Source organism: Catenulispora subtropica, assembly GCF_039531675.1.
Taxonomy (GTDB): Bacteria; Actinomycetota; Actinomycetes; order Streptomycetales; family Catenulisporaceae; genus Catenulispora; species Catenulispora subtropica.
Genome location: NZ_BAAAQM010000020.1, coordinates 132,134 through 143,473 on the forward strand (window position 1 = coordinate 132,134; position 11,340 = coordinate 143,473).

12 protein-coding genes are annotated in these 11,340 nt (G+C 72.0%); 6 read left to right on the plus strand and 6 right to left on the minus strand.

All coding sequences use genetic code 11. From position 1 onward, the window contains the following. Positions 1-38: 38 nt before the first annotated feature. Positions 39-914: an alpha/beta fold hydrolase gene (locus ABD466_RS19110; RefSeq protein ID WP_344658441.1), complete on the plus strand. Its 876-nt coding sequence runs from the start codon at positions 39-41 to the stop codon at positions 912-914. On the opposite strand, the gene ABD466_RS19115 is transcribed toward ABD466_RS19110, so the two are convergent. Together ABD466_RS19115 and ABD466_RS19120 are read right to left on the minus strand one after the other, a co-directional pair. Then, positions 897-1,358 carry a hypothetical protein gene (locus tag ABD466_RS19115; protein WP_344658442.1) on the minus strand — a complete coding sequence of 154 codons (462 nt, stop codon included), beginning with the start codon at positions 1,356-1,358 and terminating at the stop codon, positions 897-899. The genes ABD466_RS19110 and ABD466_RS19115 overlap by 18 nt on opposite strands. A 103-nt stretch (positions 1,359-1,461) precedes the next feature. Continuing rightward, the gene (locus tag ABD466_RS19120; protein WP_344658443.1) at positions 1,462-1,965 is read right to left on the minus strand and encodes an RNA polymerase sigma factor; all 504 of its coding nucleotides are present in this window, start codon (positions 1,963-1,965) and stop codon (positions 1,462-1,464) included. A gap of 314 nt (positions 1,966-2,279) precedes the next feature. Here ABD466_RS19120 and ABD466_RS19125 point away from each other — a divergent pair, with 314 nt between their 5' ends. Both ABD466_RS19125 and ABD466_RS19130 read left to right on the plus strand, forming a co-directional pair. Then, entirely contained in the window at positions 2,280-3,170 is an 891-nt protein-coding gene (locus ABD466_RS19125) for a serine protein kinase RIO (RefSeq protein WP_344658460.1), read from the plus strand. Between the two features lie 55 nt (positions 3,171-3,225). Then, positions 3,226-3,894: a hypothetical protein gene (locus ABD466_RS19130; protein WP_344658444.1), complete on the plus strand. Its 669-nt coding sequence runs from the start codon at positions 3,226-3,228 to the stop codon at positions 3,892-3,894. A 9-nt stretch (positions 3,895-3,903) separates the two neighbouring features. On the opposite strand, the gene ABD466_RS19135 is transcribed toward ABD466_RS19130, so the two are convergent. From ABD466_RS19135 to ABD466_RS19145, 3 genes are read right to left on the minus strand one after another with little or no spacing between them, the layout of a single operon-like run. After that, positions 3,904-4,635 carry an FAD:protein FMN transferase gene (locus ABD466_RS19135; protein ID WP_344658445.1) on the minus strand — a complete coding sequence of 244 codons (732 nt, stop codon included), beginning with the start codon at positions 4,633-4,635 and terminating at the stop codon, positions 3,904-3,906. After that, positions 4,632-5,174 carry an FMN-binding protein gene (locus ABD466_RS19140; RefSeq protein ID WP_344658446.1) on the minus strand — a complete coding sequence of 181 codons (543 nt, stop codon included), beginning with the start codon at positions 5,172-5,174 and terminating at the stop codon, positions 4,632-4,634. Before ABD466_RS19140 ends, ABD466_RS19135 begins: the two co-directional genes overlap by 4 nt. Positions 5,175-5,186: 12 nt before the next feature. Continuing rightward, positions 5,187-6,563 carry a ferredoxin reductase family protein gene (locus ABD466_RS19145; RefSeq protein WP_344658447.1) on the minus strand — a complete coding sequence of 459 codons (1,377 nt, stop codon included), beginning with the start codon at positions 6,561-6,563 and terminating at the stop codon, positions 5,187-5,189. A 101-nt stretch (positions 6,564-6,664) separates the two neighbouring features. On the opposite strand from ABD466_RS19145, the gene ABD466_RS19150 reads away from it, so the two are divergent. Together ABD466_RS19150 and ABD466_RS19155 are read left to right on the plus strand one after the other, a co-directional pair. Next, positions 6,665-7,390, plus strand: a complete 726-nt coding sequence (locus ABD466_RS19150) for a response regulator transcription factor (RefSeq protein ID WP_344658448.1) — start codon at positions 6,665-6,667, stop codon at positions 7,388-7,390. Further along, positions 7,387-8,892: a sensor histidine kinase gene (locus ABD466_RS19155; RefSeq protein ID WP_344658449.1), complete on the plus strand. Its 1,506-nt coding sequence runs from the start codon at positions 7,387-7,389 to the stop codon at positions 8,890-8,892. Before ABD466_RS19150 ends, ABD466_RS19155 begins: the two co-directional genes overlap by 4 nt. Here the strand turns inward: ABD466_RS19155 and ABD466_RS19160 are convergent. After that, complete coding sequence (locus ABD466_RS19160; RefSeq protein ID WP_344658450.1) at positions 8,828-9,805, minus strand: ABC transporter ATP-binding protein; 978 nt, start codon at positions 9,803-9,805, stop codon at positions 8,828-8,830. The genes ABD466_RS19155 and ABD466_RS19160 overlap by 65 nt on opposite strands. A gap of 115 nt (positions 9,806-9,920) precedes the next feature. On the opposite strand from ABD466_RS19160, the gene ABD466_RS19165 reads away from it, so the two are divergent. Continuing rightward, positions 9,921-11,096 (plus strand): citrate synthase, encoded by a 1,176-nt coding sequence (locus ABD466_RS19165; RefSeq protein ID WP_344658451.1) that lies wholly within the window; start codon positions 9,921-9,923, stop codon positions 11,094-11,096. The last annotated feature ends 244 nt before the right edge of the window (positions 11,097-11,340 follow it).

Consider the following 11,340-nt stretch of genomic DNA (forward strand, 5'->3'; position numbering starts at 1 on the left):
GACAGCATCCACCGCAGTCGAAACTGGAGGGGTCACCCTTGTCCGTCTTCTCGATGCCTCAGGTCGCCGATGTCCGGCACCGCTACGTGACCGCGCGGGGCGTAAGGTTCCACGTCGCCGAGTCGGGTCCGGCCGACGGCGCGCCGATCGTGCTCGTCCACGGCTTCCCGCAGCACTGGTACGCCTGGCGCCACGTCATCCCCCTGCTCGCCACCCGGCACCGGGTGCTGGCCGTCGACCTGCGCGGGTTCGGCTGGACCGAGGTCGCGCGCCACGGTTACGGCACCCCCGACCTGGCGGACGACGTCGTCGCGGTGCTCGACGAGCTCGGGATCGACCGGGCCGCGATCGCCGGCCACGACTGGGGCGGCTGGGTCGGCTTCTCGGCCGCGCTGCGGCATCCGGAGCGAGTCAGCTCCCTGATCTCGGTGAACATGACGCACCTGTGGCCGGTGCACCGCCGGGTGCTGCCGAACCTGTGGCGGATGTGGCACACCGCCTTCATCGAGCACCCGCCGCTGGGCCCGCTCGTGCTGCGCCGCACCGGGTTCGCGGGTTTCCTGCTCCGGCACTGGTCCGGGGACCCGCGGTTGTGGGAGCGCGAGGACCCGCGTGTCTACACGGATCTGCTGCGCGACCCGGGACACGCACGGGCCGCGGAGCAGGTGAACGCGGCCTACGTCTGGCAGGAGATCTTCGGGCACCCGCGCGGCCGGTACCGCACGGCGCGGCTGACGACGCCGACGCTGATCATCGGCGGAGAACGGGACGTGGTGATCCCGCCGACGGTGTTGGAGGGTGGAGAACGCCACGCGGACGAGATGCGGGTCGTGGTGGTACCGGGGGCCGGTCACCTGCTGCCGGAGGAGCGCCCCGAGGAGGTCGCCGAGGAGATCCTAAAGTTCCTGATCTGAGCGCTCGACGGCGCGCCGGATCCTCCCCAGGGTCCTGAGAACGATCCGGTCGCCGAAGACCAGCGGCACGACCCGCCGGAGCCCGCGCGTCCGCACCGCCCCGCAGGCGGCGAGGAGCGTGGCGTCGCCGTCGGCGACCGCGGCGAATCCACCCACCACGAAGCGGTCCTGCATCACGCACCAACCGTCACGCAGCTCGACGTCGAACCGGCCGCGGTTGCCGACCAGCCCGGTCGCGACCGCGGTCCCGTCCCCCCGGAGCTCGAAACGGCGGAGGAACCCGACCAGCTCCGGAATGCTGCGGTCCAGATCCGCCAGATAGCCCCAGACCCGCTCGAACGGCGCCTCGATCCGCGCCTGCGCGAAGCCGCCGCCGGGCAACGCCGAGGCCAGCACCCGCATGCGCCGCACCGGGTCCAGCTCCGCCACAGGCCACTCGGTCATGAGGACACCGCCTTCCGGTCTGCTTTCCGACTCGCCGTGCCGACGGTCGTCGCGCGCCACACGACCGCCGCCGACGTCCGCAGACCTGAGTCAGAGCCCGTACTCATGCGTCCCACGCCTTCCGAAACGCCGACTTCGCTCTGCTCAGCCGGGACTTCACCGTGCCCGCCGACACCGCCAGCACCTCCGCGGCGGCGCGCTCGTCCAAGCCCTCCACCTCGCGCAGCATCAGGATCGCGCGATGCTCGGGCGACAGCCGGTTCAGCACGTCCCGCACGTCCACCGCCAGCTCCGGGCCGCCCGGCGCCGGGAGCTCCGCCAGCTCGGCCGGCTGCTGCCGTGCGCTCCGCTGAGCGACCCGCACCGCCTCGCGCACCGCGATCCGCCGGACCCAGCCGTACAAGGCAGCCGGTTCGCGCAAGCTCTTCAGGTTCTGGAACACCGCGATCAGCGCCTCCTGCGCCGCGTCCGGGCCGTCGGCCAGGGCGATCGGGGCGCACAGCCGGCCGACGTAGGGCGTCAGGTCGTCAAGGAGCCGGCTCATCGCCAGAGCGTCGCCGTTCTGGGCCGCCCGGACCCAGCGCGCCGCCCCGGCTTCCTCGCTCATCTCTTGATCGTATCGGGTGCCGAGAATAATCGGTTGCGCGGCGGCGCGATCCGTGGAACCGTCGTGCCCGTCGCCGATCACAAGATCGCCGCTACGTGTCTCTCCAGGAAGGAGGTGGGGACAGTGACCGCTGTCGTCACTACCGCGCGCGCGGAATCCCGTTTCACTTCCCTCCTTTCCACATGGAGAACACCACAGTGCCCAAGCACTCGCAGTACCTGAACGACGACTTCGACGCGTCCTCCGACTCGGACGGCTTCGACGGCTTCGACCACTTCGACGCGTTCGACGACCTCTCCGCACGCCCGCAGCGCATGCGCCGGCGCCAGGACGAGGGCCTGGCCAACCCGAACCGCAAGGGCCGCCTCACCCTCGAGGAAAAAGCCCGCCTGGCCATCGAGCGTGAGAACCAGGACATGGCGCCGCCGGAAGGCGACCGCTGGTCCAACTGGGCCGACTCCGGCCACGGGCCCGAGCCGCTCCCGGAGTGGGTGATCACCGACCAGGGGGCGTGCGACCACGAGCTCGGTGTGCTCAAGACCGGCAAGGAGGCCGACGTCTTCCTGCTGCGACGGGTCATGCCCGAGACCGGCCGCGAGGTCACCATGGCCGCCAAGCGCTACCGCTCCAACGAGCACCGCAGCTTCCACCGCGACGCCGGCTACCTGGAAGGCCGCCGACTGCGCCGCACCCGCGACATGCGGGCCATCGAGACCCGCTCCTCCTTCGGTATGAACCTGATCGCGCAGCAGTGGGCGATCGCCGAGTTCGCCGCTCTGTCCGACCTGTGGCAGGCCGGAGTCCCGGTGCCCTATCCGGTGCAGCTGTACGGCACCGAGCTGCTGATGGAGTTCGTCGGCGACCCGGACGGCACCGCCGCCCCGCGGCTGGCCCAGCTCCGGCCGGAGGCCGACGAGCTGGAGGACCTGTGGGAGCAGTTGGTGGGCGCGCTGCTGGCCCTGGCCGAGCGCGGCCAGACCCACGGCGACCTGTCGCCGTACAACATCCTGGTCCACCACGGCCGCCTGGTCCTGATCGACCTGCCGCAGGTGGTGGACGTGGTGGTGAACCCCAACGGCCACGACTTCCTGGCCCGCGACGTCCGCAACGTCGCGCAGTGGTTCCAGGCCCGCGGGCTCCCCGGGCACATCGCCGACGCCGAAGAGCTCACGGCGATGCTCGCTTCCGAGGCGCGGATCGCGTGAGGGATCCGCGACACTCGTGTGTCGGCGCTTCCGCGCCGGCACACGGGAGGACCGCATGTCTGAGATCTGGGATCCGTTCGGCACCCTGCACCGCGCGCTGTGGATCGGCGGCGCGCAGTGGGCCGGGAAATCGACGGTGGCGCGCATCCTGGCGCACCGCCATGGGCTGACCGCTTATCACTACGACTACCACGACGCCCGAGGCCACCAGGACCGGCGGATCGCGCGGCGGGTCGCCCTCGGACAACCGACGGAGGATCCGGATCCGGAGACCGTGTGGGTCCATACGACCGCCGAGGACATGGCCGCCGAGACCCTCGCCGGCTTCCCGGTCCGCTTCACGTGGGCGCTGGACGACTTGCGCGCCCTCTCCAGCGGGCGGCCGATCCTCGCGGAAGGCTGGGGACTGCGGCCCGAGCTGGTCGCGCCGCTCCTGGACACGCCGCGGCGGATGGTCGTCATGGTCCCGACCGAGGAGTTCCGGAGCCACCAGCTCGCCACGCTCCCGCGCGCCGGCGCGATGGGCGGGCGGTTCAGCGACCCGGACCGGGCCCAGGCCAACCGGATCGGGCGGGACCGCCTGGTCGGCGAGGACGCCGCGCACCGGGCCGCCGTGCTCGGCATCCGCGTGCTCCGGGTCGACGGCTCCCGGGACGCGGAGTCGATCGCGGACGACGTGGCGGACCACTTCGCTCCGTTCCTCGCTCCGGCGGCGAGCGCCTGACGTCGCGGCTCACCCGGTCAGATACTCCGCGAACCCGCTGGTCTCCACTGTCTGCCCGCCCGGCAGCACCGCGTAGGCCTCCAGTCCCTGTCGTTTCTCGACCCACTCCAGCCCGCGATCCGGACCCATCGCGAACACCGCCGTCGCATACGCGTCGGTGCGCGCGATCCGCTCGCCGATCAGCGTCACCGACGCGAAGCCGGCGGCGGCCAGGCCGGTCGCGGGGTCGATGATGTGGTCGCCGCGTTCGGCGGTGCCGGAGGTGGCGACCGCGAAGTCGCGTCCTGATACGAGCGCGGCGAACCGGCCGTGGTGCAGGGGATCGGCGATGCCGACCGTCCAGGGGCGGCCCGTCTCGGGTTCGCCCCGGGCCTGCACGTCCCCGCCTCCGACCACCAGGTGATTGCGAGAACCGGCCGCCACCAGCAGCCGGCTCACCTCCTCGATCGCCCAGCCCTTCACCCAACCGCTGGGATCGAGCCGCCCGTCAGGACGCGCGCTGAAAGCGCCGCCGGTGTCGGCCTCCACCTCCGCGCAGCGCTCCAGCACCTCGGCGACCTCCGCGTCGAACGCCACCCGCTCGCCCCGCGCCATCCGGCTGATCGCGCTCTCCGGCCGGTAGGTCGAGAACTTGGCGTCGATCGCGTGCAGCCGCGCCACCGCCTCCGCGACACCGTCGCCGACGTCGGCGACGATCGAGAAGACCGTGCCCATCACGTGCTCGACGTGCCGCACACTCATGCGCCCGCCTTGTCGATCGCGCTCTGCAGCGACTGCACATATCCCTCCGCCGTGTAGGTCGCGCCGGAGACACCGTCGATGTTCGCACTCTGCGCGGCCATCGCCTCCTGGTTCAGCTGAGGGATCGCGTACGAGTTGATCTCACGGTCGCGGCCGCTCTCGGTGGGGTACTCGACCACGTCGATCTTCGTGATCTTCTTGCCGGTGAAGGTCACGGCGACCTGCACCGGGCCGTAGCGGGTGTCCGCCGCGTCGCCGGTGACGGTCTTGGTCGACGAGGACTTGGCCGGGCTCGAGCTCGGCGGTGCGGTACTCGGCGTCGTCGAACCCTGGTTGGTCGAACCTTGGTTGGTCGAGCCCTGGTTCGTCGAGCCCTGGCTCGAGGAACCCTGGTTCGAGGAACCCTGATTCGCCTGCTGATCGGAAGTGATCGACAGTGACTTCTGAGCGGCGCTCGGCGTGTCCTCGTGCGGCTTCAACCCGAGCAGCAGCACGACACCCGAGACGGTCGCGGTTCCGGTAACGATCGCGCGGCGCATGGAACGGCCTTTCTAGAACTCGAACGATTCGTGGTGGATCCGGCCGGCGGGCACCCCGGCCTCCCGCAGCGCGGCGATGACGGCCCGCTGCATCGGCTCCGGGCCGCACAGGTACACGTCGTGCGCGGTCAGCCCCGGCACCAGATGCGTCAGCCCGGCCGCGGTCAGCGTCCTCCCGTGCCGCCGCCGGCTGCCCACCAGGTACACCAGCCGCGCCCCGCGCCGTGCCGCGATCTCCTGCAGCTCCGAGCGGAACAGGATCTCGTTCTCGCGGCCGGCGCGGTAGAGCAGCGTCACCTGCCCGGGCAGCGTCTCGAACAGCGCCCGGATCGGTGTGATCCCGACGCCCGCGGCGATCAGCAGCACCCGGGGCGAGCGCACCTTGTCCTCGGTGAAGGCCCCGTACGGCCCCTCGGCCCGCACCTTGGTGCCCGGCCGCAGCCCGGCCACCGCCGCGCTGTGGCCGCCCAGGTTCTTGACGGTGAACCGCAGGAAGTTCGGGTGCGGCGCGGCCGACAGCGAGTACGGGCTCGCCACCCACCGCAGGCCCCGGGTCTGGAACTGCAACCGGAAGAACTGTCCCGGCCGGGCCTTGAGCTCGCCGAGACGCTCGCCGCGCAGGATCACCGAGTACACGCCCGGGCCCTCCGGCACCACCGAGTGCACGGTGAGCCGGTGCCGGCGGTCGCGGATCGCGGGCAGCAGCAGCCGGTACCAGCCGAGCACGGCCGCGGCCAGCACGTAGTAGACGCACCACAGCGTCCGCTCCGGCTGCACCGACAGCTCGGCGCCGTTGACGATCTGGTGGCTGAACGCCAGCGCGATCGCCAGATAGGTCGCCAGGTGCAAGTAGTACCAGGTCTCGTAGCTCATCCGGCGCCGGGCGGCGCGCGCCGACACCACGCCGGTGCCGAGCATGAGCAGGGTGGCCAGGGTGCCCTTGATCATCTCCGGGTAGTGGAAGACGATCTCGACGCCCTCGGCCAGCGGGTTCTTGCCGTCGGTGAGCGCGTAACCCCATGTGATCGTGAGGACGTGCGCGGTGACCAGGTAGACGAGGTAGCGTCCGCCGAAGGCGTGCCAGCGGGCCAGCCGGTCGCTGCCGACGTGCCGCTCCAGGGCCGGGATCCGGGCCATGAGCAGCAACAGGACCGGCGCGAGGTAGCCGGCCAGCAGGCCGGTGATCCGGCCGGCGCCGGTCAGCCAGCCGGCCGCGCCGGTGACGTGGTCGGTGCTGTGCCACCAGGCCGCCAGCACCGCCGCGGCGCCGGCGGCGACCAGGGCGAGGGCCAGCCGCGGGACGGCTTCCGGCGACGGCTTCGCCCCCGGGTTCGCCCCGGGGTTCGGCCCGGGCGGGGCGGTGTCGCGACGCAGTGCGGTCGTGCTCATGCCCCGAGATAAACAGCGCTTCCTTTGAGTTTCCTCAGAACGGCCGCCGTCCGGCCGGAATCCTTAGGCAATCTTCACGCAAGTTCAGCACGATGGCGGCCATGGCAGTGAGCTCTCTGAACCCGGCCGAACCTTGGCGCTTCCTGGTCGTCGACGACGAGCCGGATCTGGTGGAGGTGGTGTGCGGCGCGCTGCGGCACGAGGGCTGGGAGGCGGTCGGCGCGTACGACGGCCGCGAGGCGGTCTCGGCGGCGGCCACCTACCGGCCGGACGCCGTGGTGCTCGACATGATGCTGCCGGACCTGGACGGCATGGAGGTCATGCGGCGGATCCACGCCTCCCGGCCGGAGGTGCGGGTGTTGTTCCTCACAGCGCGGGACGCCGTGGAGGACCGCATCGCCGGGATCGCCGCCGGCGGCGACGACTACGTGGCCAAGCCGTTCAGCCTGGACGAGGTGGTGGTGCGGCTGCGCAGCCTGGTGCGGCGCACCGCGCGCGGCCGGGCCGGGAAGGCGCCGGGGCCGGACTGCCTGGTGGTCGGCGACCTGGTGCTGGACGAGGCGGCGCGGGAAGTGACGCGGGGCGGGGAGCCGATCGAGCTGAGCCCGAAGGAGTTCGGCCTGCTGTGCTTCCTGATGCGGCATCCGCGGCAGGTGCTGAGCAAGGCGCAGATCCTGGCCGAGGTGTGGTCGTACGACTACGGCGGGCAGGCCCACGTGGTGGAGCTCTACATCAGCTACCTGCGTAAGAAGGTCGACGCCGGCCGGCCGCAGATGATCCACACGGTCCGCGGGGCCGGCTATGTGATCAAGGCCGCGGCGCCGTGAGACGGCTGCGGCCGCGCACGCTGCGGGGTCGGCTGACGCTGGGCCTGGTGGTACTGCTGACGGTGATCTTCGCCGGTGTGGGCTTGGCCACCGCGGCGCTGTTGCGCACCTTCCTGGTGGACCGGCTGGACCAGCAACTCGTGGCGGCCGGTCCGCACTACGCCGAGAGCCTGGAGCACGGCCAGGCCGAGAACCCGCTTTCGGACACCCGCGGGCAGGCCCTGGGAACGTTCGGCGCCCGGTCCGCCGACGGCATGGTGACGCAGTCCGGGGTGATAGCCCGCGCCAGCGGCAACGGCACCTCCCTGGTCAAGCTGTCCGCCGCCGACTCCCGGGCGCTGCTGGCGCTGCCGCCGGACGGCTCGGCGCACACCGTCCGGCTGTCGGCGCTCGGGGCCTACCGTCTGCGCGCGGTGGCCGGCGACGACGGCGACACCCTGGTCACCGGCCTTCCCTTCGAGCACGTCGAGGACACGGTGCGCGACCTCGCGATGACCGAGCTCGCGCTGTTCGGCGGCGCGGTGGTGGTGGCCGCGGTGGGCGGCGGGGCGTGGGTGCGGCTCGCGCTGCGACCGCTGGACCGCGTGGCGACGACCGCCGAGCGGGTCAGCACCCTGTCCCTGGCCAGCGGCGAGGTGGCACTGGACGTGCGCGTCCCGGACGCCGACCGGCACGACGAGGTGGGCCGCGTCGGCGCGTCCCTGAACCGGATGCTGGGCCACGTCGAGAACGCCCTCGCGCGCCGCCAGGCGGTGGAGCGCCGCCTGCGCGACTTCGCCGCCGACGCCGGCCACGAGCTGCGCACGCCGCTGGCCTCCGTCCGCGGGCACGCCGAACTCGCTCTGCGCCGCGGCGCCGACCCGCACCACGCCCTGACCCGCATCGACGCCGAGGCCCGCCGCATGAGCAGGATCGTCGACGACCTGCTGCTGCTGGCCCGCCTGGACGCCGGGCGGCCGCTGGAGTCGGTGGACGTCGATCTGACGCTGCTCGTCCTGAACGCGGTCGACGACGCGCAGGCGGCCGATCACGGGGACGGCGACGCCGCCGCCTCCGACCCGCTGCACGCGTGGCGCCTGGACCTGCCGACCGATCCGGTCGTGGTGCCGGGCGACCCGCACCGCCTGGCGCAGGCCGTCGCCAACCTGGTCACCAACGCGCGGGTGCACACTCCCGCGGGCACCCGGGTCACCGTCGGCATAGCGCTGCGCGGGGACTCGGCGCGGCTCACGGTCGAGGACACCGGTCCGGGTCTGGCGCCGGAGCTCGCCGAGCGCGTCTTCGACCGGTTCACCCGCGGCGATCCGACCCGGTCCCGCGCTTCCGGCAGCACCGGCCTCGGCCTGGCCATCACGCAGGCGATCGCCGAGGCGCACGGCGGGCGGGTCGCGGTGGCGTCCGCTCCCGGGCGCACCGTGTTCGTGCTCGTGCTGCCGATCACGCCGCGTAGTGCCGCAGGAACAGCTCCTCCAGCGTCGGGGGACGGCTCGTCAGGGACCTGACTCCCTCCGTCCCCAGCGCGACCATCAGCTTCGACAGGTTCTCGGTGTCGACGGTGCACTCGAGCCGCACTCCCCCGGCGGGCCCGGTGCCGCCGGTGTCGGCGGTGTCGGCGGTGTCTCCGGTATCGGCGGTGTCGGCGGTCCGCCCCAGCTCCGTGATCCGCACCTCGTGCAGGCCGGGGAACCGGTCGAACCCGTCGGGCAGCCGCTCCACCTCAGCGCTCACCAGTGTCCGCGTCAGATGCCGCAGCTCGGCCAGCGTCCCGGACTCGGCCACCCGGCCGCGGCGGACGATGCTGACCCGGTCACAGACCGCCTCCACCTCGGAGAGGATGTGGCTGGACAGCAGGATGGTGCGGCCGCGCTCCTTCTCCTCGGTGAGGCAGGCCCGGAACTCGGCCTCCATCAACGGGTCCAGGCCGCTGGTCGGCTCGTCCAGGACCAGCAGTTCCACGTCGGAGGCGAAGGCGGCGACCAGCATCACCTTCTGGCGGTTGCCCTTGCTGTAGGCGCGGCCCTTCTTCGACGGGTCCAGGCCGAAGCGGTCCAGCAGCTCCGCGAGGCGCCGTGGATCGCCGGCGCGGCCGCGGAGCTTGGCGAGCATCGCCAGCACCTGGCCACCCGACAGATCCGGCCACAAAGCCACATCGCCCGGCACATACGCGAGCCGGCGGTGCAGGGCCACGGCGTCACGCCAGGCGTCGCGGCCGAACAACCGCGCCTCGCCGGCGTCCGGGCGCAGCAGGCTCAGCAGGACCCTGAGCGTCGTGGACTTGCCGGCGCCGTTCGGCCCGAGCAGGCCGTGCACCTCGCCGGGGGCCACCGCGAGGTCCAGCCCGTCCAGCGCGCGGGTCGCACCGGCGCCGCGGCCGAAGGTCTTGACCAGTCCGGTGAGGGAGATCACATCCGTCACGGCGCCAGCGTACACCCCATGATCATCACATATCCCCGCACGCACCGATTGACGCCCGGCGTACGAGGTGCCCAAGATCGGGGGTGACGACACAATCACACAAGGAGGCACGACGATGCTCGGATCCGAGCAGCCTCGCCCCACGCGGAGCGTCACCACCGTCGAGGTTCCGCGCGGCCTGGCCGGCGTCATCGTCACCGACACGGAGGTCGGCGACGTACGCGGTGAGGAAGGCTTCTACCACTACCGCCAGTACAACGCGGTGGAGCTGGCCGAGAAGCGGACCCTGGAGGACGTCTGGGTTCTGATGATCGACGGCTACCTGCCGGACGCGGCCCAGCGGGAGCGGTTCGTCGCCGAGACGACACCGCTGCGGCACCTCCCGGAGAAAGTCAAAGCCCTGCTGCCGGCGATCGCCGAGGCGGTCCACGGCGACCCGATGAACGGCCTGCGGGCGGCCCTGCCCCTGCTCGCCGGCCAGCGCGGCATGCGCCCCCTGTACGACATCGACGAGGCCACCCGCCGCGCCGATGCCCTGTACGTCAGCGCTCTGGCACCGACCGTGCTGACCGCGGTCCATCGCCTGGGCAAGGGCCTGGAGATGGTCGAACCCCGCGACGACCTGTCATACGCGGCGAACTACCTCTCCATGCTCACCGGCACCGAACCGACCCCGGAGCAGGCCCGCGCGATCGAGCAGTACCTGATCTCGACCGTGGACCACGGCTTCAACAACTCCACCTTCACAGCCCGCGCCATCGCCTCCACCGGCGCCGACCTGGCCGCCGCGGTCACCGGCGCCCTGGGCTCACTGTCCGGCCCGCTGCACGGCGGCGCCCCGTCCAGGGCCCTGGACACCCTGGACGAGATCGGCACCCCGGACAAGGCCGAGGAGTGGGTCCGCGAGCAGGTCGAGGCGGGTGCCCGGATCATGGGATTCGGGCACCCGGTCTACCGCACCGACGACCCCCGCTCGATCATGCTCCGCGGCGTCGCCCAGCGCCTGGGCGGCGACCTGGTGGACTTCGCGGTCGCCGTCGAAGCCCACGTGATCAAGGCCCTGGCCGAACTCAAGCCGGGGCGTCAGCTCTACACCAACGTCGAGTTCTACGCGGGCGTGGTGATGGAGTTGTCGGGCGTTCCGCGCGACATGTTCACGCCGACGTTCGCGACGTCACGGGTGATCGGGTGGTGCGCGAACATTTTGGAACAGGCGCGGGATTCGAAGATCATTCGGCCTGCGGCGCATTACGCGGGGATCGCGGCGCCGCAGCCGTTGCCGGAGGGGTGAGGGGTCGCGGGGAGCGGGGAGTTAGTAGCGGGGAGCGGGAGCGGGGAGCGGGTTGCTAGCGGGTCGCGGGGGCGGGTTGCTAGCGGGTCGCGAGAGCTAGCGGAATAGCATGCAGCGGGCATCAGGGTTCGGGTTCCTCGGGGTCCGGGCCCTGATCCCGTTGCCGGAGATGGTGGCGGTTGGTCTGTTGGTCTTAAAGGCTTGATACGACCTTCGGCCATGGTGGTGATGGTGCGCGGGGGCT

What these genes read in the sequence shown, in the direction of transcription:
- ABD466_RS19115 (WP_344658442.1), bottom strand. Translation starts at nt 1,358, where the DNA reads ATGACCGAGTGGCCTGTGGCGGAGCTGGACCCGGTGCGGCGCATGCGG.
- ABD466_RS19120 (WP_344658443.1), bottom strand. Translation starts at nt 1,965, where the DNA reads ATGAGCGAGGAAGCCGGGGCGGCGCGCTGGGTCCGGGCGGCCCAGAAC.
- ABD466_RS19125 (WP_344658460.1), top strand. Translation starts at nt 2,280, where the DNA reads ATGCGCCGGCGCCAGGACGAGGGCCTGGCCAACCCGAACCGCAAGGGC.
- ABD466_RS19130 (WP_344658444.1), top strand. Translation starts at nt 3,226, where the DNA reads ATGTCTGAGATCTGGGATCCGTTCGGCACCCTGCACCGCGCGCTGTGG.
- ABD466_RS19135 (WP_344658445.1), bottom strand. Translation starts at nt 4,635, where the DNA reads ATGAGTGTGCGGCACGTCGAGCACGTGATGGGCACGGTCTTCTCGATC.
- ABD466_RS19140 (WP_344658446.1), bottom strand. Translation starts at nt 5,174, where the DNA reads ATGCGCCGCGCGATCGTTACCGGAACCGCGACCGTCTCGGGTGTCGTG.
- ABD466_RS19145 (WP_344658447.1), bottom strand. Translation starts at nt 6,563, where the DNA reads ATGAGCACGACCGCACTGCGTCGCGACACCGCCCCGCCCGGGCCGAAC.
- ABD466_RS19150 (WP_344658448.1), top strand. Translation starts at nt 6,665, where the DNA reads ATGGCAGTGAGCTCTCTGAACCCGGCCGAACCTTGGCGCTTCCTGGTC.
- ABD466_RS19165 (WP_344658451.1), top strand. Translation starts at nt 9,921, where the DNA reads ATGCTCGGATCCGAGCAGCCTCGCCCCACGCGGAGCGTCACCACCGTC.